The organism is Amycolatopsis sp. NPDC114504 (assembly GCF_055633595.1).
This window is the reverse complement of the sequence record NZ_JBVKDU010000004.1, coordinates 1083383-1108003: the sequence shown is the minus strand read 5'-3', so window position 1 is coordinate 1108003 and position 24621 is coordinate 1083383. Positions and strand designations below refer to the sequence as shown.

Annotated in this window: 30 protein-coding genes; 17 read left to right on the top strand and 13 right to left on the bottom strand. The window is 68.8% G+C overall.

Translation table 11 applies throughout. The features are described from left to right. The first annotated feature begins 4 nt into the window (after positions 1-4). Positions 5-631, top strand: coding sequence for a GNAT family N-acetyltransferase (locus ACZ7PG_RS34830; protein ID WP_470243398.1), 627 nt, complete (start codon positions 5-7; stop codon positions 629-631). On the opposite strand, the gene ACZ7PG_RS34825 is transcribed toward ACZ7PG_RS34830, so the two are convergent. The 6 genes from ACZ7PG_RS34825 to ACZ7PG_RS34800 are packed head-to-tail and all read right to left on the bottom strand — an operon-like array spanning position 621 to position 4819. After that, a complete protein-coding gene (locus ACZ7PG_RS34825; RefSeq protein WP_470243397.1) occupies positions 621-1115 on the bottom strand; it encodes an NUDIX domain-containing protein in 495 nt (164 codons plus the stop codon). The two genes, ACZ7PG_RS34830 and ACZ7PG_RS34825, sit on opposite strands and share 11 nt — an antisense overlap. 56 nt (positions 1116-1171) lie before the next feature. Continuing rightward, a complete protein-coding gene (locus ACZ7PG_RS34820; protein WP_470243396.1) occupies positions 1172-1987 on the bottom strand; it encodes an endonuclease/exonuclease/phosphatase family protein in 816 nt (271 codons plus the stop codon). Continuing rightward, complete coding sequence (gene tmk, locus ACZ7PG_RS34815) at positions 1978-2610, bottom strand: dTMP kinase (RefSeq protein WP_470243395.1); 633 nt, start codon at positions 2608-2610, stop codon at positions 1978-1980. Before tmk ends, ACZ7PG_RS34820 begins: the two co-directional genes overlap by 10 nt. After that, complete coding sequence (locus ACZ7PG_RS34810) at positions 2607-3713, bottom strand: radical SAM protein (protein WP_470243394.1); 1107 nt, start codon at positions 3711-3713, stop codon at positions 2607-2609. Before ACZ7PG_RS34810 ends, tmk begins: the two co-directional genes overlap by 4 nt. Before the next feature lie 18 nt (positions 3714-3731). Beyond that, complete coding sequence (locus tag ACZ7PG_RS34805) at positions 3732-3992, bottom strand: hypothetical protein (protein WP_470243393.1); 261 nt, start codon at positions 3990-3992, stop codon at positions 3732-3734. Continuing rightward, on the bottom strand, positions 3989-4819 hold the full coding sequence (locus ACZ7PG_RS34800; RefSeq protein ID WP_470243392.1) for a Scr1 family TA system antitoxin-like transcriptional regulator: 831 nt from the start codon (positions 4817-4819) through the stop codon (positions 3989-3991). The genes ACZ7PG_RS34805 and ACZ7PG_RS34800 overlap by 4 nt, the downstream gene beginning before the upstream one ends. A gap of 722 nt (positions 4820-5541) precedes the next feature. On the opposite strand from ACZ7PG_RS34800, the gene ACZ7PG_RS34795 reads away from it, so the two are divergent. After that, entirely contained in the window at positions 5542-6528 is a 987-nt protein-coding gene (locus ACZ7PG_RS34795; protein WP_470243391.1) for a hypothetical protein, read from the top strand. Between the two features lie 4 nt (positions 6529-6532). Here the strand turns inward: ACZ7PG_RS34795 and ACZ7PG_RS34790 are convergent, their stop codons facing one another. The 6 genes from ACZ7PG_RS34790 to ACZ7PG_RS34765 form a co-directional block, all read right to left on the bottom strand. Further along, positions 6533-7420, bottom strand: coding sequence for a 1-aminocyclopropane-1-carboxylate deaminase/D-cysteine desulfhydrase (locus ACZ7PG_RS34790; RefSeq protein WP_470243390.1), 888 nt, complete (start codon positions 7418-7420; stop codon positions 6533-6535). A 20-nt stretch (positions 7421-7440) separates the two neighbouring features. Then, the gene (locus ACZ7PG_RS34785) at positions 7441-8631 is read right to left on the bottom strand and encodes an amidohydrolase family protein (RefSeq protein WP_470243389.1); all 1191 of its coding nucleotides are present in this window, start codon (positions 8629-8631) and stop codon (positions 7441-7443) included. Positions 8632-8645: 14 nt separating this feature from the next. Beyond that, positions 8646-9092: a PNPOx family protein gene (locus tag ACZ7PG_RS34780; RefSeq protein ID WP_470243388.1), complete on the bottom strand. Its 447-nt coding sequence runs from the start codon at positions 9090-9092 to the stop codon at positions 8646-8648. Next, positions 9089-10213 carry an MAB_1171c family putative transporter gene (locus tag ACZ7PG_RS34775; RefSeq protein WP_470243387.1) on the bottom strand — a complete coding sequence of 375 codons (1125 nt, stop codon included), beginning with the start codon at positions 10211-10213 and terminating at the stop codon, positions 9089-9091. Before ACZ7PG_RS34775 ends, ACZ7PG_RS34780 begins: the two co-directional genes overlap by 4 nt. Continuing rightward, on the bottom strand, positions 10210-10761 hold the full coding sequence (locus tag ACZ7PG_RS34770; RefSeq protein ID WP_470243386.1) for a hypothetical protein: 552 nt from the start codon (positions 10759-10761) through the stop codon (positions 10210-10212). The genes ACZ7PG_RS34775 and ACZ7PG_RS34770 overlap by 4 nt, the downstream gene beginning before the upstream one ends. 82 nt (positions 10762-10843) lie before the next feature. Continuing rightward, on the bottom strand, positions 10844-11260 hold the full coding sequence (locus ACZ7PG_RS34765; RefSeq protein ID WP_470243385.1) for a helix-turn-helix domain-containing protein: 417 nt from the start codon (positions 11258-11260) through the stop codon (positions 10844-10846). A 236-nt stretch (positions 11261-11496) separates the two neighbouring features. Here ACZ7PG_RS34765 and ACZ7PG_RS34760 point away from each other — a divergent pair, with 236 nt between their 5' ends. The 3 genes from ACZ7PG_RS34760 (at position 11497) to ACZ7PG_RS34750 (ending at position 15124) form a co-directional block, all read left to right on the top strand. Further along, positions 11497-13797 (top strand): helix-turn-helix domain-containing protein, encoded by a 2301-nt coding sequence (locus ACZ7PG_RS34760; RefSeq protein ID WP_470243384.1) that lies wholly within the window; start codon positions 11497-11499, stop codon positions 13795-13797. 43 nt (positions 13798-13840) lie between these two features. Next, positions 13841-14620 (top strand): hypothetical protein, encoded by a 780-nt coding sequence (locus ACZ7PG_RS34755; protein ID WP_470243383.1) that lies wholly within the window; start codon positions 13841-13843, stop codon positions 14618-14620. A gap of 165 nt (positions 14621-14785) precedes the next feature. Next, positions 14786-15124, top strand: a complete 339-nt coding sequence (locus tag ACZ7PG_RS34750; RefSeq protein ID WP_470243382.1) for a DUF6355 family natural product biosynthesis protein — start codon at positions 14786-14788, stop codon at positions 15122-15124. An 88-nt stretch (positions 15125-15212) separates the two neighbouring features. Here ACZ7PG_RS34750 and ACZ7PG_RS34745 read toward each other — a convergent pair whose 3' ends face one another. Beyond that, entirely contained in the window at positions 15213-15836 is a 624-nt protein-coding gene (locus ACZ7PG_RS34745) for a prepilin peptidase (RefSeq protein WP_470243381.1), read from the bottom strand. Positions 15837-15998: 162 nt separating this feature from the next. On the opposite strand from ACZ7PG_RS34745, the gene ACZ7PG_RS34740 reads away from it, so the two are divergent. From ACZ7PG_RS34740 to ACZ7PG_RS34685, 12 genes are all read left to right on the top strand, one after another. After that, a complete protein-coding gene (locus ACZ7PG_RS34740) occupies positions 15999-16562 on the top strand; it encodes a hypothetical protein (protein ID WP_470243380.1) in 564 nt (187 codons plus the stop codon). Further along, positions 16550-17545: a hypothetical protein gene (locus tag ACZ7PG_RS34735; RefSeq protein ID WP_470243379.1), complete on the top strand. Its 996-nt coding sequence runs from the start codon at positions 16550-16552 to the stop codon at positions 17543-17545. The genes ACZ7PG_RS34740 and ACZ7PG_RS34735 overlap by 13 nt, the downstream gene beginning before the upstream one ends. 87 nt (positions 17546-17632) lie before the next feature. Then, positions 17633-18328, top strand: coding sequence for a hypothetical protein (locus ACZ7PG_RS34730; protein WP_470243378.1), 696 nt, complete (start codon positions 17633-17635; stop codon positions 18326-18328). Next, a complete protein-coding gene (locus ACZ7PG_RS34725) occupies positions 18328-19179 on the top strand; it encodes a carbon monoxide dehydrogenase maturation protein (RefSeq protein ID WP_470243377.1) in 852 nt (283 codons plus the stop codon). The genes ACZ7PG_RS34730 and ACZ7PG_RS34725 overlap by 1 nt, the downstream gene beginning before the upstream one ends. Then, positions 19176-20534 (top strand): CpaF family protein, encoded by a 1359-nt coding sequence (locus ACZ7PG_RS34720; protein ID WP_470243376.1) that lies wholly within the window; start codon positions 19176-19178, stop codon positions 20532-20534. The genes ACZ7PG_RS34725 and ACZ7PG_RS34720 overlap by 4 nt, the downstream gene beginning before the upstream one ends. Further along, positions 20522-21403, top strand: coding sequence for a type II secretion system F family protein (locus ACZ7PG_RS34715; RefSeq protein WP_470243375.1), 882 nt, complete (start codon positions 20522-20524; stop codon positions 21401-21403). Before ACZ7PG_RS34720 ends, ACZ7PG_RS34715 begins: the two co-directional genes overlap by 13 nt. Next, positions 21400-22290, top strand: a complete 891-nt coding sequence (locus ACZ7PG_RS34710; RefSeq protein WP_470243374.1) for a type II secretion system F family protein — start codon at positions 21400-21402, stop codon at positions 22288-22290. The genes ACZ7PG_RS34715 and ACZ7PG_RS34710 overlap by 4 nt, the downstream gene beginning before the upstream one ends. Positions 22291-22311: 21 nt before the next feature. Then, positions 22312-22506, top strand: coding sequence for a hypothetical protein (locus ACZ7PG_RS34705; protein ID WP_470243373.1), 195 nt, complete (start codon positions 22312-22314; stop codon positions 22504-22506). Position 22507: 1 nt separating this feature from the next. Then, positions 22508-22930, top strand: a complete 423-nt coding sequence (locus ACZ7PG_RS34700) for a TadE/TadG family type IV pilus assembly protein (RefSeq protein WP_470243372.1) — start codon at positions 22508-22510, stop codon at positions 22928-22930. 45 nt (positions 22931-22975) lie between these two features. Next, a complete protein-coding gene (locus ACZ7PG_RS34695; protein ID WP_470243371.1) occupies positions 22976-23722 on the top strand; it encodes a hypothetical protein in 747 nt (248 codons plus the stop codon). Next, the gene (locus tag ACZ7PG_RS34690) at positions 23719-24180 is read left to right on the top strand and encodes a TadE/TadG family type IV pilus assembly protein (RefSeq protein ID WP_470243370.1); all 462 of its coding nucleotides are present in this window, start codon (positions 23719-23721) and stop codon (positions 24178-24180) included. The genes ACZ7PG_RS34695 and ACZ7PG_RS34690 overlap by 4 nt, the downstream gene beginning before the upstream one ends. Then, complete coding sequence (locus ACZ7PG_RS34685; RefSeq protein WP_470243369.1) at positions 24180-24617, top strand: hypothetical protein; 438 nt, start codon at positions 24180-24182, stop codon at positions 24615-24617. The genes ACZ7PG_RS34690 and ACZ7PG_RS34685 overlap by 1 nt, the downstream gene beginning before the upstream one ends. The last annotated feature ends 4 nt before the right edge of the window (positions 24618-24621 follow it).

The following is a 24621-nucleotide window of genomic DNA, read 5'->3' as shown; positions in this document are numbered from 1 at the left end:
CCCGATGATCGGCGATCAAGCCGGCGGCGCGGTCCGATCGGGCGCGCGCCGGGAGTTCGGCGAACTGATTCCGCTCCGACCATCGACCGGCCAGCCGGCCACCTGCCTGCGCGGGCACTGGCTGAACCTCGATCTCTACGACAAGCTCGCGCCCTACAGCCATCGCTACCGGCTCCACGCCACCCTTTGCGAGGTCTGCCGCTCGGACGAGGCCTGCAACCCGTCCAAGCGGCGCCTCGCCGAATGGGCTCACCTCGACGTCACGAGCCCGCGGGCGTTCGACCCGGCGTTCGGCGACGGACTCCTCCTCATCGTCCGCGCGCCATCGCCTGGGACGCTGGCCGGTCAGATCGACCTCCACCTCGACCGCGCGCAGGTCGCGACCGTGACGCTCAGCATCTGCGTCCCGTGCCGGACTGCCACCCTCGACTACGTCCACGTCCTCGCGGGTTACCGGTTGCTCGGCTACGGGCGCACGCTCGTCGCCGCCGCAGTAGCCCGCGCTCCCGCCTACCGGTGGACAGCCCCGCTACCTGACGGACCGGTGGCCCAGTCGTTCCGGGCGCGCATCGCCATGCGCCGCGCCGAACCACCATGCACCCACCGCGGTGACGGCGACGTCAGGCGGTAAGAGCCGGGGGAGTATCGGGGAACCGGTCATCAAGGAGCGCCTCGAGGAGCTCCGGCAGCTCGGCCGGGAGCAGCTTGTCCTCGCACCCGCCCAGCGCGACGGCCGGCCACCAGCGGCGCTCGATGAGGCCCGCGCGCTCGTTGGCGGTGTACCGGACGGCGACTTGCGGCGCGTCTTGGCCGGTGCGTGCCAGGTAGACGTGGTCGAGGCGGTGGTGGTCGCGGCCGCGGTAGGTGAACCGGCTTTCGCGTGTCCAGAGCTTGCGGCCGATCTCGTCAAGGACGAGCCCGGTTTCCTCGGCGATCTCGCGGCGTGCGGTGTGTTCGAGCTTCTCGCCGGGGTCCTGCCCGCCGCCGGGGAGTTCCCACCAGTGGTGGCCGGGGTCGTCGGGGTCGCGGGCGTGGATGAGCAGGACTTCGTCGTCGCGGTTGAGGAGCAGGACGCGGGCGCCGACCCGCAGGGCCGGTTCGCTGGCGACGGTCATGCGGTGGGTCCTCGTGCTCGGCGGCTGGCGTGGCGGCCGGGCACGAGTATCCAGGTTCAGAAGAGCGTTGCCTCGCGGTCCGCGGCCGGGTCGGACGTTATCAGCGGCGCGGTCGCGGTCAGTGTCAGTTCGACGGCGAGTCCCGAATGGTCGGTGAGCGCAGGGGCCCCTGAGCGGGTGTCGTGCACGTACGAGCAGTGCGCCAAGTGTTCGAGCAGCGCGGTGGAGGCGTGGGCATGGTCGTAGCGGTAGCCGAGTTCGGCGCGGCGGGCCCAGCTGTGCTCGACGGCGGTCGGCTGCAGCGCACGGAAGGCGTCGGCTAGACCGTGGCGGTGGGTCAGCTCGGTGTAGAAGGCGGTCTCGAACGGGGCGAACTGGCCGGGATGCGGTGGCACGTGGCCAGGCTCGAAGACGTTGAGATCGCCCAGGAGGAGGGCTGGGGCGTCGTCGGCGGTGGCCTCGTAGGCCTGGTGGAAGGCGTCGATCCAGCTGCGTTTGCGGGTGGTCTTCGCTTCGGTGGCGTCGCGGGAAGGGACGTAGGCGCCGAGGATGCGCAGCGGTCCGCGGTCGGTGTCCACCACGATGCCGGCCAGCCGGGCGGGCAGGTAGGTCATCGCGGCGCCGATGGGATCCACCGTGGACTCGAGCTTGGACAGCAGCATGACGCCGCGTTCCTTGTCGGGGTGCTTAGGGAACGTGACCGACCATCCGGCGTCGGTGAACGAGTCGGCAATCAGGCGGGTGCCGGGCCCGGAGCCGGTTTCGGTGAGCACGAAGACGTCCTCGCCGCGACGGGCGAGCCAGTCACGTTGGCGACGGGCTCGCTCGAGGGCGGGGTTGCCGACGTTGAGTGTGAGGACGGTCAGGGGCACGCCGGGTTCTCCGTGAGGGTGCGGTGGATCAGGTCGATGATGGTGCCAGCCGTTGTACGGGGATCGTCGGTGCACTCGATGACATGGACGGGCCAGCCCTGGTCGCGCAGGAACGTTGTCGCCGCCAGGTAGCCGTACGTTTCGCGGAAGCTGCTCCCGACGGCACGCTCGAAGCGGCTGTGCCCACCGCGAGCACGCAGGCGTTGTTCGACGGCAACTGGGGCTGCGCTGAGCGTGCAGACCAGGTCGGGGCGGCACACGTCGTGGTTGAGCGCCCAGACGACATCGAGAGGGATGTCGTCGAACCCCTGCAGGACCAGCGACGATGCCACGTACCGGTCGCAGAGCACGATCTTGCCTTCGGCCAGGGCCGGGAGGATCTCGATGGCCAGCTGGTGATGCCGGTCGGCCGCGCAGAGGCAGGCCAGGGTCATGTCGCGGTAGGTGTCGGTGCCGTGGCGCGCCAGGTCGCCCAGGGGAGAGCGGGACGGCTGGATGGTGGCGTGCACGGGGACGCCGTCTTCTTGGAGCAGCTCAGCGACCAGGGCGGTGATCGTCGTCTTGCCGACGCCGCCGGGCCCTTCGAAGGTCACCAGCTTGCCCGGCAGTCGCGGCGCGCTCATGCGACGTCCAGGGGCAGCAGGCGGCGGCTCTCGGCGGTCACCGGACACAGCTCGGCGTCGACGTCGCCGATGCGGACGCCGGCCGCGACGACCGCGGCCGGACAGCCCTTGCCGCAGGCGGATTCGAGGCTGCAGGACGTGCAGGTCGGGTTCGCGCCGACCTGGAACCGGTCGTGGAAGCGGTAGTTGTCGAGGCGGGCAGCCAGGTCGCGGTCGGTGAAGATGTTGCCGACGATGAAGTCGGTGTCGGGGTGGCGGGAGATCGGGGTCCGAGCGGCGAAGACCAGGTACGGGCAGACGGTAACCTCGCCCGAGGTGAAGACGTAGATGATCGTCCCGGCCTCGCAACCGGCCAGCGGTTTACGGCCGGTGTTGGGGAACCGGATGTGGGCGATGTCGAGGTCAGGGCCGTCGAAGGGCGCGGTCAGCTCGAAGATCTCCTGCATGTGCATGGTTGTCTTCGCGAGTTTCCGCTGGGACTTCACGCCGCGGCCCATGCTGCCGAGTGGGTTGAGCAGGACGTAGCGGGCGCCGTTCTCGCGGGCGAACTCGCACAGCCGGACGTACTCCTCGTTAGCGGCCAGGGAGTTCGGCGTGCACAACAGCCCTTGCAGCAGGCCGGCCGCGGCGAGCTTGCGGACGTTCGCCACGGTCACGTCGAACGAGGTACGGTCGCCGCGGAACAGGCCGTGGGAGTCGGCGGCGAACCCGTCGAGCGAGACGTTGACGTGGACCCCGGCGGTGACGAGCTGCCGGATCAGCTTGTCGTCCAGCTCGGTGGCGTTGGTGCAGATGCCGACATCGATCCCGGCGTTGCGGAAGGCGTGCACGATGCCGAGGAAGTCAGGGTGGACGGTCGGCTCGCCGCCAGTCAGCGTCACCCGCCGGACCCGGGCGTCGGCCAGCCGCGGCACGACCTTCTTCACGACCTCGGTGAGCGGCATGTCCTTGCCGTGCTTGGTCGCCGAGACGAAGCAGTGCGCGCAGCTCAGGTTGCACCGCTCGGTGATCTGCACCAGAGCCTTGCGGTACGGCGAGTCGACGGTGGTGCGGAAGTAGCAGCTCGAAGCCTGCTTTTCGATGGCAATCGGACGGACGATCATCGTTCGGTCCTCCAGTGTTCAGCGGATGCGAAGACGGTCCTGCTGGAGCGGGATACCTTGGTCGAGGCGGTAGATTCGGTCGCAGCTCTCGCATTGCCGAGGGATCTGGCGACTCCGGCGCGCATGCGACGGCCGTAGCTGGACAGCTCCGGAAGCGCCGCAGAGCATGGTGATGGGCTGGCCGGGCTCCGAGAATTCGACGAACTTGAGCCGGTGCCACTTGCCGTCGATGACGGGACGGGTGGTCTGCTCGTCGACATAGATCACCGCGGTCGTCACGATGCCTGCCTTTCGGCCGAGTCGCCCCACTGCTCCACAGTCATGAAGTCTCGGATTCCTTGCCGCTGAATGGTTCTTGCGGTGTCGCTGTATCCGTCGACCAGGAGCGCGTCTGTCAGGTATGAAGTGCAGTAGTTGTGCCGCAGTGCGACAGCGAACGCGCCTTCCCCCAGCTCGAATAGCGTGAACGGGGATATCGACCGTGATGCGCGCACGGTCGGCGGGACGACCCGGATGGTGATGTGCTTCAGCTTTTCCGACGCGCGAAGGTGCGCGATCTGTTGTGGGGCTGTGTCCGGATCGTCGCGAAGGTTGTCGAGCGCCTGCTGTCCGATCATGAACAGGTACTGGCGGGTGCCCTCGTCCAAGGTCTCGTGACGGAACTGGCGATGAAATCGCTCTTGCTCCAAACGGTCCGATCGCGCCAGCGGGATGTCGACGACGGTGTCACCACATGTGGGCGTTTGAAGGAGATCTGGGATGGCGAACGGTGCCCATTCGACGATGCGGCTCGCCAGCTTTTCGTACGCCCACAAGAGGTTGACGAGGCGTGACGATGACTGATCGATGAAGTTCCGGTCGCTGAGGTGCTCGGAGATCTCCATGACCTGATCGAACTCGGAACCGCCGACCCGCAGGCTACCGAGCAGTCGCGCCGCGACTGTCGGCTTCGGCTCGAGGGTGCCGAGTTCCCAGCTCGAAACACGTGACGGGGAAACTCCGAGCTGGCGGGCCAGCTCTCGTACGCCGAGCCCTTGGCGTTCACGGGCTTCTCGCAAGCTGGTGCTGACAGCGAGCAGGGCAGGCTTGGTTATGGCTGGTGCCACGGTGAATCCTTTGCTGAGCGTTGCCACATGGCGGAAAGCGGCTTGTTTGTGATTCAGGCTGCCGAGTTCGTAGTCGTGGTAGGACTTTCACGCTGATCGTCGGGGTCTGGCAGGTGACGCAGTCCGTGAACCACTCGGCTCAGAAGCACATGGTGGGGTTGCTCGGCCAAAGCAAGGTCGCCGGCGTTCGGCCACCGATGAGCGGCAGTGGGACTCCTGCTCGAAGGCGGTCGTCCGCGTGCCGCTGGTACTCCGATTTTATGTTTGTGCCAGCCCGTCTGCGAGGAATCGGGCGGCGTCGTGTTCTGGCGAAGGAGATGGGCGACCGAGGTGTGGTCGTCGAGGTTGCTGTGCTGGCCGTGCGGACGAGCGAACCGGGCCCACAGCCACCAGCCGAACAGCAGGACGGCCGCCAGTCCGACCGCGCATCCGCAGGCCGCGCCTGCGATGTTCACCGTTCGGGCCGCGCTGTCCATCGTTAACTCCTTCGGGTGGATGGCGTCGGTACTGATGTGGTCCGCTGCCGGGGTGTAGGAACCACAAAACCGCAGATCAGACCCGTGAACCACCCAGCTGGACGGTGATCTTGTGATGCAATGTGTCCCTGTTCAACCGGGAGTTTCTGCGCGACAATCCTGGTCGGATACGGTGCACGAAAATCCAGATGAGGAGTCCGCTCGATGCCACCCGCGACCCGAAGCCTGCGACAGGAGCAGCGACAGTTGTCCGCTGAACTCCGTACCCAGTCAAAGACATGGGTCGAGATCGCACAAGTGTTTTCCAAGCGGTACAACGTGAACATGCGGGTGGCTCTTCGCCTGGCGCGCGATTGGAGCCAGCGCGATGTAGCCGATCGCTGGAATTCCCGATGGCCCGAAGACCCCAAGACCTTCAAGAACTTCTCGTACTGGGAGCTGTGGCCCGCCGAGACCGGCCACGCGCCTTCTCTTGTCGTTCTTGGGAACCTGGCAGCGCTCTACGAGTGCAGCGTCGCCGACCTGGTCTCCGACGCCGCAGACTTCCGCGCGTCCGATCTCGCGCACAAGGCCCGCCAGCAACTGGTCGACCTCAGGCCACCGGAACCCGTAGAGCTGCAGGATTTCGTCGCCCGCCTCGACGGCATCGACGTTCGTGATCTTGCGCAGATGGCGTCGACTTGGTCGCACACCGGGGGAGACGCAGTCAGTCGGCGATCGATGCTGTTGAAGGTGAGTGCGGCCTTGTCGCTGGCGTCGGCAGGTTGGGCGCTCGGGCTCGAGTCGACGGCTGCCGCTGTTACGTCGGAAGGTGAGCAGCTGGCCGGTACGGGTCTCTCCGGAATCTGGTTCAGTCAGTACCAGTACCCCAGCTCAGGTCGGCAGAAGATGTTCACGGGCGAACACTACGTGGTGTTGCGGGAGCACGGCGCTCGTCTGGTGGCGCAGAGCCTGCAGCATTCGACGGGATCACGCTTGCGGATCGAGCTGAACAAGGACATGGCGGTCGCCACCGGCACCTGGCGTGAGCAGACCTCACCCACCGGCTACTACAAGGGCGCCGCTTATCACGGCACCCTGCAGCTCGTGGTCGACCCGGCCGGGCGGCGGATGAGCGGGATGTGGCTCGGTTTCGGACGGGATTTCGCCATCAACAGCGGGGAATGGCGCCTGGAGCGATGCGGATCCGACACGTCGCAAGCCGCCCAGGAAGTCTTCCACGGCAAGGTGTAGCGGCTTAGCTCAACACCGCGACAACACGTGTGCCTGGTGTGAAATCGCCGGCTTCTGCGCGCGCGAAGAGCCCGTAGAGCATCTTCGCCTCGTACACCCAGTCAAGGGTGATTCCGTGCCGGTCATTGAAGTCTTCGATGAAGCTGTCGAGCGCTGGACGGCGTTTCGCGTAGCCGCCGAAGTGGAAGTCGACGTCCACGTCCCAATTCGTGGTGGCCGCACCGAACGCTTCGAGCTGGAGGCGGCGAACCTCATCCTCGAGGAACCGTCCTCCCTTCAGCACGGCAAACCCGAGCGCGCGTTGCGGGCCTGACAAGGCGGCCGCGATCCCAGCGAGGGTTCCACCGGTTCCGGTGGCGCAGCAAACGAGGTCGAAGTCGGTCGTGATCTCGCCGACCAGTTCCGCGGTGCCCCGGACGGCGAGGCCGTTGCTGCCGCCCTCGGGCAAGATGTAGCACGGCCCGAACTCGCGGGTCAGTTCGTCGATGACGTCGGTTTCGTCCTTGCGTCGATACGTCGTACGGTCCAAATAGGTCAGTGTCATCCCGTGCGCGCTGGCGTAGGCGAGCGAGTCGTTGAGCGGTTCGTGCTTCTCGCCGCGGATGACGCCGACGGTCTCGAACCCCAGGTGCTTGCCCGCGGCCGCGGTCGCGCGGATGTGGTTCGAATACGCGCCGCCGAACGTCAAGAGTCGCGAGAAGCCTTGATTCTGAGCTGCTTCGAGGTTGTAACGGAGCTTCCGCCACTTGTTTCCCGGTATGTCCGAGCTGATCAGGTCATCCCGCTTGAGCTGAAGGTGAACGCCATGGTGGTCGAGCCGCTCGTCACGCAGCTCCACGACGGGGGACGGCAGGTTGACGAAGCCGGCCATCCTGTCTTCGATGCTGCTCACACAGGACACCTTAGTGCTGTCTACCGTTTGGCGTGCTCTCCTTGATCTGCGACGACCTGACCTTGAGCCACCACCAGCTCGAGACAGCTCAGCAGCTCCAGGTCGCGCAGGGGGTCGCCTTCGACGACGAGCAGGTCCGCTGAGAGGCCGGGTGTCAGCTGACCGGTTGTGTCGCCGATGCCCAGCGCTTCCGCGCTCGTCGTCGTGGCCATGTCGATGATGTGTTCGCGGTCGAACCCTAGGTGCTCGTAGAGCTGGAGGGCACCGGCGAAGTCGTCGAAGCCCGACGTTCCCGCGCCGGCATCGGTGCCGGGGATCATCCGGATTCCGTGCTCGGCCATCCAAGTGAATCGGTCGGCCACCTGGTCGGCGCGGGCCGCTCCGAGCCGGTTCATGAAGCCGCGCCAGTCCGAGGGCCAGGCGACGCAGGCGAAGATGCCGCGTTCGGCCATCTTCTCGGCGACGTCGTCGCGGAGGTCGTAGCCGCCTCCGCCTTCGCGAAGCCAGGTGCAGTGCTCGATGGTGGTGACGCCGGCGTCGACAGCTGCGGCGATCGCGTCCGTGCCGTGCGCGTGCGCCGCGACCGGTAGCCCGGCCCTCCCGGCTTCGTCGACGATGGCGGCCAGCTCGGCGGCCGTGAACTGGCACTCCCACATCGCCGGCGAGTTCGGGGTGATCTGGCCGCCGGATGCCATGACCTTGATGACGTTCGCGCCCAAGTCTACGTTCTTCCGCACCTGCGCTCGGAGCTCGGCTTCGCCGTCGGCTGCGCCGCCGAGGAACCAGCAGTGCCCGTTCGGCACGGTGATCGGTGGTCCGGACGCGAGTACGCGCAGCCCATGCGCCTGCCGATCCCGGAACTGGATGGCGAGACCGTCGCGGTCACCGAGGTCGCGGACGGTGGTCACCCCGGAGCGCAGGAGCTGGGCGGCGCGGTCGGCCAGCTCGGCGTGGGTCGCTTCGGCCGCGGTTTGCACCGGGTCGCCACCGCCGTCGAAGACGAGGTGGACGTGGCAGTTGATCAGGCCCGGCAGGATGGTCCCGCCGGGGAAGTCTTTCCGTTCGGCGGCGGGCGAGGCAAGGCCCTCGACGTCCGCCCGTGGGCCGACGGCGAGGAGGATGCCGTCCTGGAACAGCACGGCACCATCGCGGAGCCGGTGGCCGGCCGGGCCGGGGAGAACCTGGTCGGCGGTGAGGAGCTGCTGGAGCACAGGCGGGGGACCTCTCAGGCGGGGACACACAGCTGGAACACGGCGATCTGCCCCATGAAGGGCAGCACCTGTTCCGGTGGCGCGTCACCGGGGAACGGCCATTCATCGGAGATCCGGGGAAGGCGATCTAGATATCCGGCGACCGCTGCTGCGCCGGCGGCGTCCTCCACGAGCAGAGCGTTGCGGGCCTCGTGCTCGTCGGGTGAGACGGTGCACCGGCCGGCCGCGAGGAGGTTGCGGACCCAGTCGCGGCGCCGATCCGGCGAGCAGACGTACTGGATGCCATCGAGCTGCATGAGCGCGATCGGGATGGATCGCGGCTCGCCGCTGGTGCGGCCGGCCACGGTCAGGACGCGCAGCGCGTAGTAGCCCTCGCGGTGCGATTGCGGGTCCTGCGTGCGGATGCGTTCGAGCATCTGCAGGTTCCGGTCACGGATCTCGGCTTTGGAAATCGTGGTCACGGGGCTCCTTCCCGGGCGAGGGCCCGCGAGAGGTGGATGAGCTGCCGGACATCGGAGTTGATGCCCGCGTCTTCGGGAGCCGCGACGAGCACGCCCGTCCGGCTGGTGGGCGTTCGGCCGCCGGCTTGTAGCTGAAGCGCGCGGCGGAACGTTCCGAGCTGCTGGTCTGCCGGCTGTTCGGTATCGAAGCCCGCGTCGACGAGCTGCGGGCTGAGCTGCAGGAGCCCATCCCTGATCTCGATCACGCGCCGCCAGTACCGGTGGCCGACCCGGTGGGGGAGCAGCGTGTCCAGCCAGCTTCGGGTCGGGGCGTGGTCGAGGGTGTCTGCGGGGAACACCGCGTGCAGCTCCCGCCATAGCGGCCAGAGCTCGGCGTAGGCGCGCCACCGTCGGAGCCACGTCCTCAGCGCGGCGAACCGGGCTGCGAGCCCGACCGAGAACACGCCGACGAGGAACACGAAGGTGCAGATCGGGACCAGCCTGGTGGTCACCTGCATGAGCGGGGCGCCGTACCCGGGGTGGCCGGCCCAGCGGATGATCACCACGATCGTCCGGATGCCGGTCGTGATGGCCGTGGCGACGAGTGCGACGGTGAGGACGCGAAGCCCGAACCGGGCACGGCGGCTGGACTCGGCGGCGTACCGAAGTGCCCAGCGCGCCGTTTGCGCGGCGGCGTAGAGCATGTAGCTGCCGCCGATGATGTAGAAGGGCGCCACGCCGGGGTGGCTCATGTCGTTCGGCAGGTTTCCGGACAACGGGTATGCGCTGTCACGAGCCCCTGGTGGGAGGGCGAGCACCGCGGCGGTCATCGCCGAGCAGGTGCCGATAAGGATGACGCTCTCGATACGGACCCGCCGCCAGGAACCACCTGCGGAGAGCAGGAAGAAGAGCAGGAGTGCGTACCGCGAGGTGTTCAGTGCGACGTTGGTCAGCAGCTTCACCGTGCTCGATGCCGGCAGCTCGCCGAACACCGTCCGGGTGAAGGCGACGAACGTCGACGCGCCGAGCAGCTGGCAGGCGATCGACACCACGACGGCCCATAGCGCGGGATCCCGTGGTGATCGGGCCAGCCGGTAGAGGAACCAGGCCAGCACAAGGAGCAGGAAGTCCGTGAGATTCACAGGACGTCCACCGGGTCACCGAGCGACGTCTGGGCTCGCCGGGCGCGCGGCGACCTCCCCGGCAAGGTGATCTCCTGCGCCTTGGTCGTCGCCTCCAAGAGCACGGTCGCGAGTGCTTCGGCTTCCTGCTCGTATTCGTTCGCATAGGTGGTGCGCTGGCGTAGCGCGCTTCGGATGGCGTCGGGTGGGATGTCGGGGAGCAGTTGACGCCACATCTCGTCGTCGCCCTCGTCCGACGGATGGTCGGCCAGGAGATGCCCGAGTTCGTGGGCGATGATGTGCTCTTGGTGGAATTTAGTGGTCCCCGTGCGCTGGTACAGGATGACGTCGGCGGCTGTCGTCTTGATCCACAGGCCGAACGGGCCGGGCACTTCCATCGGCACGGCCAGCAGCCGGACCGGCTTGCCGCGATGCGCACTGAGCCGGGCGCAGATTTCGGCCATCGGCGTCGGGCCCTCGACGCCGGCCGCGTGCAGCTCAGACCGCAGCCGCCGGCGCAGGCCGGCGATCCGCCGGTCACGGCGAACGCGTTGAACCAGGCTGCTCACGACGGTCCTCCCAGCCCGTTGATGATCACCTCTGAACGATCGTCGCAGATCAGCCGCGGTGTTCGGCAGGCTGGACATCAAGTCACCCGGACGTGTGGTTCTCGCCGCGGCTGGCTTGGAATTCGATGAAGTCCAGGACGCTCGTCAGGACGTCCGGTGAGAGCGCGCTCGCTCGGTACGCGATGTCACGGACTCCTTGCTGGGACAGTCGCTCGAGGAGGGCGTACTGACCTTGGATCTCGCGGGCGCGCTCGCTGGTGCCGAAGTACTCCAACTCGACGTCGAAGTAGGCCGCGAGCTCCTGGGCGAGCCGCAGCTTCGGTTCGTTCGTTCCCTTGATCAGGTTGTAGAGCTGGCTTTTCGAGATGCCGATTTCCTCGGCGACCTCGGACACGGTGTACGGGCGGCCGTCGTCGTGCTTCTTGAGGTGGATGAGCCGTTCGAGAAGTCTGCCGAAAGGTTCAGGCGGCTGGAGCTGTTGCTCTTCGGGCTCGGACACGGTCACCCCCTCCGGATCGGAATTCCAACTTTCTGGAATCTCTACCGCTCTGCGTCCGATTTGTTTGACTCTGCGTCCATGCTTTCGTACCGTTGAAGTTGATCATTCCAAATTACTGGACGCAGAGCGGTGCAGGAACCGCCCGATCGAGTGTCTGCCTCGTCGTCCAGCCGAGATCCGGGTCCCCGCCCACGGTGACGCGCCAACCGGCGCGTCTCGATGCGCGGGGAGGCGCTATGCGCACCATCGACAGCTTCGCAGCGGCGGTGCACCGCAAGCGGAGAGAACGCGGTCTCACACTCGGCGAGGTCGCCGTGAAGGCCGGCTACAGCGCGAGCTACCTCTCGAAACTGCTGCACGGCCATCGCACGCTCCTGCCCGCCGTCGTGCACGACCTCGATACCGTGCTGCTGGCCGAGGGGCAGCTGGAGAAGATCGCGGCGGAACAGCGCGGCGACTCTTGCGCGGTGACCCGTCCCGTCCAGCTTCCCCCTGTAGCCCCCGAATTCGTCGGTCGCGAGGAACAGCTGCAGGTGATGGACCGCGCGTTGATCACCCAGGGACGCCCCGGTGCGACCGTGACCATCGTCATCGAAGGTGGATTCTGGACCGGCAAAACCGCGCTCGCGGTGCACTGGGCCTCCGGCGTGCAAGCCCGATTTCCGGGCGGGTGCCTGTTCGCCGACCTGCGCGGTCTCGCACCCGGCGCGCCGGCGGACCCGGAGGAAGTCCTGGACGGGTTCCTCGTGGCGCTCGGCGTGAGCGCCACCGAACTCGGCGCGTCCGGCCTGCAAACTCGGATCGCGCGCTACCGATCGCTGCTCGCCGAGCGCCCGGCGGTCGTGATCCTGGACAACGTCGCCGACTACCGGCAAGCGGAATGGCTGCTTCCAGGCGCCGGCAGCGTCGCGGTGGCGACGAGTCGGGAACGGCAGCCCGGCTTGCTCGCGCGCACCGGGGGAACGGCGATCGAGCTTCAGCCCTTGCCTCCCGGGCAGGCGCTCGAACTTCTCGGGCGCCGAGCTGGTCACGCTCGGGTGCGGGCCAGCGCAGCTGCCGCTGAATTGATCGTCGAGCGGTGCGGTTGCCTGCCGATGACGATCCTCATCGCGGCTGAGCACCTCCAGCGGTACCGGGAGGTCACGCTGGACGAACTTGGCGACCGCCTCGACTCCGACAAGACCCGCCTCGACCTCTTCACCTCGAACGACCCGGCCGTGAACATCCACGGCGTCGTCGACGTCTCGTACCTGGCCTTGCCCGCCTCGGCGAGGAGGGTGTTCCGGTACCTCGGTGTCGGGCCCGCCAACGTCGTCGGAACCGAATCGGTCGCCGTGCTCGCCGAGCTGGACCTCGACCGCACCCGGGAAGCTCTGCGGCTGCTGGCGGAGGCGCACCTCGTCGAGCCGCTCGCGGACGGCCGGTACCGGATCAGCCACCTGCTCCGCGCCTACGCTCACCAACGTGCGTTGGTCGAGGAACGGCTGTGCGAGGTCGAACGCGCGCACGACCGCGCCTTGCGCTGGTACGCCGCGACAGCGTGGAACGCGAACAACACCCTGATTCCCAGCTGGGCGGACAGCGGAGTCGCCCCGGCCAACCTGGCGGCCGTCGAGCCGATGTCGTTCGAGGATGGCGGCTTCGAAGCTGCGATGGCTTGGTGTGAGCGGGAGGTCGCCACAGCCCTTCAGGTGGCGCGAAGCGCGCGGACACACGGGGCGAAGGACGTCCTGTGGCTGCTGCCCACGGCGTTCCTGCCGTACTTCGTGCTGACCCGCAGCTGGAACACCTGGCTGATCGCGGCACACGATGGCCTCGCGGCGGCCCGGGCCGCCGGCAGCGATGCCGGAGTAGCGCGGAGCCTAGAGGCCCTCGGCTGGGTGGAGCACGAGCTCGGCCGGGCTGACGACGGCATCGCGCACCTGGAGGAGGCGCTCCGGCGCCACGGGGAGCTCGGCGACGATCGATCGCGCGCCTGGACCGCGTACTGCCTCGGTCTGGCCTATGCCTGCCGCCGCCGGACCGCCGAGGCACGTGAACTGCACGAACTCGCTGACCAGTTGTTCTCGAACTCCGGCGTCAAGATCGGAATCGCGGTGAACCGCGCTGCGCTGGCCGAGGTGTGCGACCAGCTCGGCCTCGCGAACAGGGCAATGGAGTACGCCCTCGACGCGCTGAACCGCGCGCAGACGTTCACGTCGAAGGCGGTACTCGGCATCGCCCATCAGCGGATCGGCGTGCTGCTCACCAGACACGGCCACCACCGCGCGGCGCTGAAGCACTTCGACGAGGCGCTGGCCGTCCGCGGCCGGAGCTGGCAGCGCTGGGGAGCAGCCGAGACCTTGATCTCGCGCGCAGAAGTGCTTTCCGAGCTGGGGCAACTCGAGCAGGCGAGAGAGGCATACCTGCGGTGCCTGCAGATCCTCGATGCCATTCGCGACGTGCGAGCCTTGGAAGTCCGCACCAAGTTGGCCTCGTTGGAAGCCCAGGTCGCGGAGTCGTCGAGGTGGGATCGTCGGACCTCTGCCATCGCGTAGCAAATCGTCGACGCGCGATCTCCGCCCGCGTATTCTCGGCCCGGTGAGGATCGTGGGGGCGGCATGCCTTACAGCACTGTGCGCGGCGACGTTGGTCGCATGCGCTCCGGGGAATTCGGACACCGACAAGGCCGCTCGGCAGATCGCCGAAGAGATCGATTCTCCACCGCAGACCTCCGCCGCCAAATATGCGCGGAAGGCTCTTGAGACCACGCTGGGCCGCTCGTCCGGCTTCGCGATCGTCGAGATGCGCGACACGACCTCCGACGACCCGGATGCGGTGACGATGCACCTCGTCTTCCAGGTGCACGACCCCGGCAACCAAGATGAGCTGTTTCCTCAGGAGCCGGTGACGGCTTGCTACGACGTCGGCTTCAACTTTCGCGGGCTCGTGGAAGAGCCGCGGCGCAGGAACTGCCCCGCGGGGGCGACACCGTTGAACCCGCCGCAGATCCCGCCTTGGGAAGTGCCGGAAGGCTTCGACCCGGCCCTGCAGTCCCTGCTGGCGGCGCTGCCGGTGTCCGTGACTAAGGACGAAGTTCTGGCCCGGCTGGCGCACTCGATGCCGACCTTGTCGGTCAACCCTGACAAGCAAGTCCCGTGGCGGCCGCCCGCGCAAGACGTTGCTCTGCGCGGAAACGACATCGGCGTCGCGTATCAGGCGGGCGATCGGTCGACCGGCGGAATCGACTGCTTGCTGGGCTCACGTGTGCAGGGCACCACGCTGGTGTGGCGCCCCAGCTTCGAGCAGGTCCAGCCCGGCGAGCTCCCATGCACGGCGCAGACCGCTCTCGATCGGCAGGGAATCACGCCACCTCACTGACGAGCTTATTGGAAAGGCTTGTCGTCTTGACAAAACCAGCACAGAAGCGGCACTGAAACGGCACAACGCTGGGTCGCCCGGCCAGTTCCCTGACCCTGCTGACAGGTCCAAAGTGGATTCAACGGAGCCATCGATCTCATCGGCTCAAGAATCCACGGAGGAACAATGGAATCGCGCACTCTGCGTGCCACAGCCATCCGCGTCCTGTGCGTCCCCGCGATCGCGTTCGCCGCGTGCGTCGTCGCCGCGGGATCCGCCGGCGCCGCACCTGGCGTCGAGCTTCGTGACCAATGCGGCTACCTGGGCTGGGGCGAATACCGGCACTGCGACAACGGCACCGGCTCGACGGTCGACCTGACCGTCGAGGACATCTGGGGCAACCTCTACCGCTACTGCGTCGGGCCCGGCAAGACCGACCTCCAGCCGGTGATCCGATGGAGGGTGACCGGCGCGTGGTGGAACGGCGGCGTTGGCTGCGGCCCGGGCTTCGAAGGACCCGCGTAGCCAGTTGAACTCGAGGACGTCTCCCAGTCCTCGGCCAGTCGGCGCGGCGGGCGTCTTTGCCCCCTCAGCGGTGCCCGCCGCGCCGGCGTCAACCTGCTACCGCGATCACCGTGGTCATGCCTATCACCAGGCACGGTCCGAACGGCACCGCCCTCTGCCGGCCGCCCTGGTGAGGCACGAGCAGGAGCAGCAGCGCCGTCAGCGAGGCGGTCATCAGCGCGCCAGCGAGCTCAGGCCAACCAGACCAACCGGCTACGAGGCCGACGACGGCCGCCAGGCTCACGTCGCCGGAGCCGACGCCTCCCTCGACCAGGACGGCGAGCAAGAGGTAGAAGCCCGCCGCCGCGAGCGCCGCCCACAGCGCTCGCACGCCAGGAGCCGAGTCGGAACGCAGGACGCACAACATGCCAAGTCCCAGCGCGGCACCGACCAGCTGGGGCAGCACGATGATTCGAGGTAACCGATGTTCCACCCAGTCGATGACCGCAAGCGGGACGCTCAGTGTCAGGACGAAGGCGTACACTGCCAGCTCACCTCGAAGACCGATGCGCCAGCCGAGGACGGCCAGCAGCGGCGCGGTGATGAGCGCGCCCAGCCACCACGACTTCGCGACCCGAGCCGGTCGACGCAGCACACGGCCGGTGATCAAGCTGCCCGCGGCTCCCAGCAGCAGGCCCACGACCGCGCCGGCCGCGCCAAGCCAGGCGCTCATCCCGTCACCGTTCCGACGGTGGCGCTCGTTCCCTTCCCCACGACGCCATGCTGGCCAGCTCGACGCCTCAGCGCACTGCTCGTCCTTCCAACGAGTGAACCTCCGCCGAGGTGGTGTTCCCGACCGGACAGCCAGCTGATCATTCCAATGGGAGGGGAACCCATGGATCCACGCAAAGCAGCTCGCGTCACCGCGGCGTCGTCCGCAGCCCTCATCCTGCTCGGAGGTTGCGCCTCGAATGAGCCGAGCCCATCGCCGACGTCGTCAAGCATTGTCACGACGACGAGTGAGGTGCCGCCGCCGGGCGACATCGCGGAGCAGCGCGCTACCGCCGCGTACCTCGGGATGTGGAACGACATGGCTGACGCCGCGGTGACGTCGGACTGGCAGTCACCCAAGCTCGCGCAGAACGCCACGGCGGACGCGCTGCAGACCATCTCGCGAAGCCTCTACGCCGACCACTACAACGGACTCGTCACCAAGGGGCGGCCCCTCAACCACCCGCATGTCGACGGGGTCCAGCCGCAGGCCGACCCGACGACCGTCACGATCTCCGACTGCGGTGATTCGACGAACTGGCTGAAGTACCGCGCGGACGACGGCCGGCCCGCCGAGGACGGACCCGGTGGTCGCCGCCGGATTGAGGCCCTCGTGAAGAAGGCCGTCGACGGCTCCTGGAAGGTAGCCACCTTCGCCGTACACGAGGTCGGGTCATGCGCCGGATGACCAAGGCGGCGATCTCGACCGCGGCTGCCTTCGGATTCTGCTGGTCCGTGACGCCGTTCGCGCTCGCCGACGGATGGGGCAACGTCCACTGCGGACAGAGAGGAAATCCGTCCTGCGACCTCGGCGCGGGCCGCAACGGCGGGAAGGCGCCGCAGCTGCCCGCAGATCCGGGTAAGCCAGGGCGGCCGCACTCGGCGCCTGATCAGCAGCCGCCTTCGGGAGACAGCATCCTCGGCGGCAACGACATGGCGGCGAAGTGCTCGTACGTCCGGAGCAACTACCAGCCACCGGCGAACGGAGTGCAGACCGTCGGCTACCACGGTGCCGCGTCACCGCGGGTCGTGTTCGTGAGCTGGTCGCAGTCGGTCGTTTTCACCGCGCAGCAGCCACAAGGAGGCTCCTGGTACGTCTACCGGTGTTCCGGACCGGGCGTGCACGACGGGCTCTACCGGGCGCCGATCTGGCTCCCGGACGGCCAAGCTCCGGCTGCAGCCGCGTTGCCTTCGCCCCAGGAATTGGCCGCCCAGGCTCGAGCGCAGCTGCGGCTGCCCACGCCGCGGATCGAGGCGAATCCGGTCGGCGACAAGCTCGTGAGTCTGCCGACCTGGCTGTGGTTGAACCGTGATAGCTGGGGAAGGCGGCAGGCGACCGCGGCCGTACCGGGCGTCTCCGTCACCGCGGTGGCCGCTCCGACCTCGGTGTCCTGGTCGATGGGAGACGGCGGGAAAGTGAGCTGCTCCGGCCCCGGAACACCGTACGCGGCCAGCGAGGCGCCGGCAGCGGCCTCGCCTGATTGCAGCTACACCTACCACCGATCTTCGGCTTCGGCCCCCGGCCAGCCCTTCGGCGTCACGGCGACCATCCACTGGACGGTGACGTGGTCCGGTGCCGGAGCGAGCGGGACGTTCCCCGACATGACGACGTCGGCCACGGCAGCGTTCCGGGTAGCCGAAGTACAAGCGCTCGGCACTGGTCACCGCTAGACCGAATCCCTTTCTGAACCAATTCCCGTTGTGCATCAACAATTTCAATGATGCACGGCGTGGTCGAACCATGCCTGGAGGAACGTCGTGACGAGTATCCGCACCGGTGAACACGGCGCCGGAACCGAGGTGGGTTCCGTGTCGTGGCTGGGGAAGAAAGGCCGTCTTACCGCGGTGCCGACAGGGCGCCGGACGCGCCGGCGCCTGCCGCATCTGCTGATAGGCGTCCTGCTCGTCGTGGTGTGTGTCGGCGGAGCGCTCTGGTGGGCGAGCAGCGCGCAAGGACGGGTGCCCGTGCTGGCCATCGCCCGGCCGGTGAGCGTCGGACACGTCCTCGAGCGAGCGGACGTCCACGAGGTCGAGATCTCAGCCACCGACGCGGTCGCCACCGTGCCGGCCGGACAAGCCGTCTCCCTCCTCGGCAGGCCGATGGCAACGAGCCTCACCGCCGGCGCGCTGCTCACGCCGAGCAGCGTCGGCCCCTCGACGATCCCCGCCGCCGGGCAGTCGGTCGTGGCGGTCGGGCTCAAAGCTGGCCAGTTCCCGCTTGAACTCGCGCCCGGTGCTCCGGTCATCGTCGTGCTCGCGGCGTCGACACCGACCGCCTCGCAAGCTGCAGGTGACGGGCAGATCTGGTCGGCGACAGTGACCGGCCTCGCGAAGGCGGAAACCGATCAGACCACGGTGGTCTCCCTGCAGCTGCCGAGCGCGACCGCGCCGGCGCTCGCGCGCGTCCCGGCCGGACAGGTCACGCTCGTCCTGGTCGCAGGCGGTGAGCGCTGATGCTGATCGCCCTGACCAGCCTGAAGGGATCTCCGGGAGTCACCACCTTCACCGTGGCGCTGGCCGCGAACTGGCCCGTCGCCGTCCGGCGCCTGGTCGTCGAATGTGATCCCGCCGGAGGAGACCTCGCTCAGCGATTCGGCCTCGCGCCGTCGCCCGGCCTGCTCAGCCTCGCCGCCGCGGCCCGACGGCCGGCCGAGCCCGAGGTCGTCTGGAACAACACGCAGCTGCTCACCGACCAGCTGCCGGTCATCGCCGGCCCAGCCGGTGGACCGCAAGCCCGCGCGGCACTGGGCGCCCTGGCAACGCCTGGTTCGCCGCTCCACGGGACCGCACACACCCCTGGAGTGGTGGTGTTCGCCGACTGCGGGCGCCTGGATCCCGGCTCGTCCGCAGAACCGTTGATCCGGCACGCGGATGCGGTGCTCGTGGTTTGCGGCACCTACACCGACGAACTCGCGCATCTGTCCGCTCGGCTTCACGAGCTTGGCCGGACAGCCACTCGGCCGTCCCTCGTCCTGGCCGGGACGGGCCACCCGACGACCGACGTCGAGCGTCAGCTCGGCGTTCCAGTCCTGGCGAGGATTCCTCACGACCCGGCCGCGGCGAGGAGCCTGACCGGGCACGACGTTGCCGGCCGGGGCCGCAAGGGCGGGCTCGCCCAAGCCGCCCTTGCCGTGGCAAGGCTCGTCGTCGGCGATACCGCGCCCGCGCAGGCGCCCCTCGGGGCGCAGGTGCCCGGCGTTCCAGCTCAGCAAGTGCGGACGACCGGCGTCCGGATCGCTCCGGCGCCAGTGCCGCACAACGGCCACCAGCACATCAGCACGCTCGGGAAGGACGTCCCGTCATGACCGTTCTCGACGAGCACCGCCGTCCCGCGTCCGGCGCGGCGAGTCCGGAGGCGCGCCTACGCGACGCTTTCCGCCACGCGCTCACCACCGAACTGCCGGCCCGAGCCGGAGCCGAGGCGAGCGTGGTGACCGGTGAACGCCGCCGGGAGCTCGCACACGAGATCCTGCAGTCCGCCGGTGCCGCGCACAGCGAGTCCGAGCTGCAGGCCGGCCGCGTGCTGTTGCCTCCCGAAGTCGAGGCGCGCATCGCCGAGGCCGCGCTCGACGAGGTCTTCGGACTCGGCGGGCTACAGCCGCTGCTGGCGAACCCGAAGGTCGAGACGATCAACGTCAACCGCTTCGACCGCGTCTTCGTCCAGTACACCGACGGCACGCGTGCGCCGGTAGCGCCGGTCGCGGCGTCGAACGACGAGCTGACCGACCTGGTCCGGACACTCGCCGCGCGCGCCTCGTCGGAAGAGCGCCGTTTCGACCGCGGCTCACCGGCACTGAACCTCCAGCTGCCCGGCGGCGAACGACTATTCGCGGTACTCGGGCTCACCGCCGACGGGGTGACGGCGTGCTCGATCCGCCGGCACGGCTACCTCACGACCAGCCTCGCCCAGCTGCGCCGCCGCGGCACCCTCGACGTCGGCCTCGAGCGATTCCTGCGCGCCCTGGTCCGGGCCCGGAAGAACATCCTCATCACCGGCGGCGCCGGCTTCGGCAAGACCACCTTGCTGCGCGCGATGGCCGCGGAGATGGACCCGCTGGAGCGCATCCTCACCGTCGAAGACGCCTTCGAACTCGGCCTCGGACTCGACCCGCAGCTGCACGCCGACGTCACGGCACTGCAAGCCCGCGAGGCGAACGTCGAAGGTGTCGGTGCCATCAGCCAGGCCGAGCTCGTGCGCTGGGGCCTGCGGATGTCCCCGGACCGCGTCATCGTCGGCGAGATCCGGGGGCCCGAGGTCATCCCGATGTGCAACGCGATGTCGCAGGGCAACGACGGCTCGATGGCGACCTTGCACGCGAGCAGCTCGAGGATCGCCTTCACCCGGCTGGCGTCCTACGCTGCGCAAGGCGCCGAGCGACTGTCGCTGGAAGCGACCGCTTTGCTGGTCGCCTCGAGCGTGCACTTCGTCGTGCACCTGGCCAAGGCCGCCGACCGCAGGACCCGGGTGGTCTCCTCGATCCGCGAGGTCGTCGACGCCGACGGCAGCACCGTCGTCTCCAACGAGATCTACCGCCCCGGATCCGACCTGCGGGCTCGTCCGGTGGCCGGCGCGCTACGCGCGGACACGCTCGACGACCTCGTCGAAGCCGGATTCGAGCCTGAGCTGCTCGCCCAGCCCGAGGGCTGGTGGACGACATGACCAGCACCTTTGTCGCCGCCCTCGCCGGACTCGGTACCGCCACCGGATTGCTGCTCATCATCGGCGGGCTTCGCCCACCCCCGTCGACCAGGCGCCGGCGACCGGCTCGGCCTTGGAGTACCGACCGGACCTGGGGCCTTCGCCTGACGCTCGCGCTCGGAGTCGGTTTGCTGGCCGGCGTCGCGACCGGCTGGCTCGTCGGGGGAGTGCTCGCCGCCGGCGCCGTGTGGTTTCTGCCGCGGCTGGTCGGCCCTGATCGCACTCACGTGCGGCGGGTTGCGCGGATCGAGGCGGTGGCCTCCTGGACGGAGATGCTGCGCGACACGCTCTCGGCCGCAGCCGGGCTCGAGCAGGCGATCCTCGCCACCGCCCCGCTTGCGCCCGCCGCGGTCCGCGGAGAGGTAGCCGCACTCGCCGCTCGGCTGCAGAACGGGCATCGGCTCGCGCCGGCGCTTCGGCTGCTCGCGGAGGAGCTGGCCGACCCGACCGCCGACCTGGTCATCGCCTCGCTTGTCCTGGTCGCCGAGCACCAGGCTCGGCAGCTCGGCGACCTCCTCGGCTCCCTGGCGGATACCGCGCGGGCGCAGGCGGCGATGCGGATGCGTGTCGAGACCGGCCGCGCTCGCACCCGGACTTCGGTGCGCGTGGTCGTCGCCACGACGGTCGCCTTCGCCGTCGGCGTCGTGGTGTTCAACCGTGCTTACCTCGTCGCCTACGACAGCGCGCTCGGCCAGGTCGTCCTGCTGGTCATCGGGGGCCTGTTCGGTACCGGGTTCGGCTGGCTGGTCCGGATCGCCGCCGGCCGGACCACCTCGCGTGCGCTGTCGCTGAGCGATCAGCCCAAGCTGACGGCCGGTGATCCCGCATGATCGTGATCATCTGCCTGGGGCTCGGGACCGGGATCGGTCTCTGGATGCTCCTGAACTGGGCAATCCCGCCGCAGCCGTCGCTCGGCGAGCGCCTCTCAGTCGCCGACGCGAGGACGGGAGTGCTGATCGCGGCCGTCACAGAGGTTGGTTGGGCAGTGGCCGTGGCGCGACCTGCCGTGCCGAGGCTACGAGCGTTGGGCCTGCCGGGGGAGAAGCTCGAACGCGACCTGCGAGTGCTCGGCTGCGGCATCGACACCCACCTCGCGGTCAAGGTCATCCTCGGCTGCGCCGGCCTGCTGACACCCCTGCTGCTCCAAGGCGTGCTCGCGCTCGCGGATCTGTCGCTTGACCTCGAGCTTCCGCTGGTCGCTGCGATCGCCCTTGCTGTCGCCGGGTTCGTCGCTCCCGACCTCGAGGTCCGTGCGAAGGCTGCGCGTGCACGTGCAGAGTTCCGTGGCGCGCTCTCGGCATTCCTCGACCTCGTCTGGATCACCCTGGCCGGCGGCGCCGGCGTCGAAGCCGCGCTGCTCGCGGCCGCCGAAGTCGGACACGGACCCGCGTTCACCCAGCTGCGCCGAGCGCTCGACACTGCCCAGCTGACCCGCACCACCCCGTGGTCCACCCTCCGCCGGCTCGGCGAAGAACTCGACATCGCCGAACTCGCCGAGCTCGCCGCGTCGATCTCGCTCGCCGGCACCGAAGGCGCCAAGGTCCGCACATCCCTGGCCGCGAAAGCCAAAGCCCTGCGGACGCACCTGGTCGCCGACGCCGAGGCCGACGCCCAAGCCGCGACCGAACGCATGGCCCTGCCGGTGACCCTGCTGTTCCTCGGCTTTCTCGGATTCATCGCCTACCCGGCCGTCACCCAGGTCCTCAACGGCCTCTGACAACCGTCCACAGGAGACACCATGCTGACCCACTGCCGGACACTTTGGACCCTGATCACTGCTCGCATCCTGTTGCTGCGTAGGGATGGCGACCGCGGCGAGATCACCACGACCGTCATCGTCACCGCCCTCATGGCGGTGCTGGCCATCGCGCTGATCGCGATCATCGCCGCGAAGCTCACCGCGAAGGCCAACAGCATCGACCTCGGCGGCTGACATGCCGGCGAATCCGTTCAGCACGGTGGTCTGGCGCGTTCGTCGCGCCCTCGCGGGCGACTGCGGCGCGGTGACCGCCGAGCTGGTGATCGCGACGCCCCTGCTGCTGCTTGCCCTGCTGGCGATCGTCCAATTCGCACTCTGGTCGCACGCCACCCACGTCGCGCAGGCATCCGCTTCCCAGACGCTGGCGACGGCCCGGAGTCAAGGCGGGTCGGCCGCGGCCGGACGCGACGCCGGCCAACGGCTGCTGGACGACCTGGCCCAGGGGCCGCTGCGGTCACCGCGGATCGACGTGAGCCGCAGCGCGACCTCGGTGTCGGTGAGCGTGACCGGCGAGGCCGCTGCCGTTCTGCCCGGGGTGCATCTGCACGTGCACGCCGAAACCTACGGCGAGGTCGAGAGGTTCGTACCCGACGCCTGATCCACAGGGGAGAACACCATGCCAACCTTGGGAAAACCGGATCCCGTGACCGACGGCGACTTCGCCGACGGCCCCGACCTCATGCTGTGGAACCCGGACCTCACGACGAAACGCTGGCACGGGGAATTACGTCGTGCCCTCGCGACACGAGCGGTCCTGACACGCTGCATCGGGGGCGTGCTCGCGCTGGTTTTCGGCGTCGAGCTTGTGCACAGCCTGCCGGGCGTATTGATGATCGGCGCCGGTGCCGCGCTCGTGCTGAGCGGCCTCTGCGCAGCCGCCGTCAACCTGACCTGCTTGACCACTGACCACACTCACCCGCGAGGAGCTGTCTGCCGGCTTGAGCGAGAACCCGGCGAGTTCTTCTTCCGCAGTAGGGACTTCACGGACCTGGGCAATGCGACCGCCTTGATCGAGCTGACAGCCCAGCTGCACGCCGCACCGATCCGGAACTGGCTGGAGCCGATGTGGCTCGACGACGTGCACCGGATCGCGTGGGACGCGCTGCGCCTGTTGAACCAGACACGGGCGGCTCGTCAGCCGGCCACGATGCCGGAGCAGATGGACCTCGCAACGGGTTCGGCGATCGACGAGCTGATCTTCCACCTCCGGAGCTGTCTGACGCTGGCCTGGGCGTGGCAGGCAAAGGTGGACGTCCGCCGCGCCCAGGGATTGACGCGATCCGCCGCCGAGCTGGCGGAGTCGGTGTTCGCCTACGTCACTGCCGCTCGCGATCTCACCGGAAGCGGCCCCTTCCCCTGGGAATCGCCGCGACCGGAGACGACGTCATGAGCACCCCGCAACGTCGCCGTACGCCGCTGGCCCGCTGGTGGCGCGGCGAGTGCGGGTCGGTGACCGCCGAGGCCGCCCTCGTCACGCCGGTGCTGGTCATGCTGCTGGTGTTGGTCGCCGTGGTCGTCCACCGCGGTGTCGACGCCCGGATGCGGCTCGACGACGTCGCGCACCAAGCTGCCCGCGCCGCGAGCCTGCAACGTACCCCGGCCACAGCCGTCGCTGCGGCCCAGACAACGGCGAGCACCGCGCTCGCCCACGCCGGCCTGGTCTGCCGCGACGCCACAACCACCACGACGACGTCCGCCAAGCCCGGCAGCACCGTCGTCGTCGATGTGGGGTGCACCGTCGACTTCAGCCAGGCGCTCCTGCTCGGAGTGTTCGGCACCCGAACACTGACCGCGTCGGCGAGCGAGGTCATCGACACCTACCGCTCCCAGCCAACCGGAGGCGCGTGATGACGGCACACCGGCATGCCGCCTGGTGGCGCGCCGAGCAGGGACGTCTCTCCGCGTTCGTCGTCGTGCTGACGCTCGGACTGCTCGCCCTCGCGGGACTGGGCCTGGACGGCGGCCTCGCGCTTGCGGCGAAGGTCCGCGTCACCGGCCAAGCCGAATCTGCGGCCCGCGCCGGCGCCCAGGCGATCGACCTCACGGCGTACCGGGCCACCGGGACGTTGCGGCTGGTGCCGGCCGACGCCGACGATCTGGCCCGTCGCTACCTCGCCGGTGTCGGCGCCGCCGGAACGGTGACCGCCACCGCCGACACCGTGACCGTCACCGTCACGACCAGCCAGCGCACGCAGTTGCTGTCGCTCGTCGGCATTCCGGCGATCAGCGCGCACGGCAGCGGCGCGGCCCACCCCCAACGCGGCATCACCGCACTCGAGCCTTGACCAC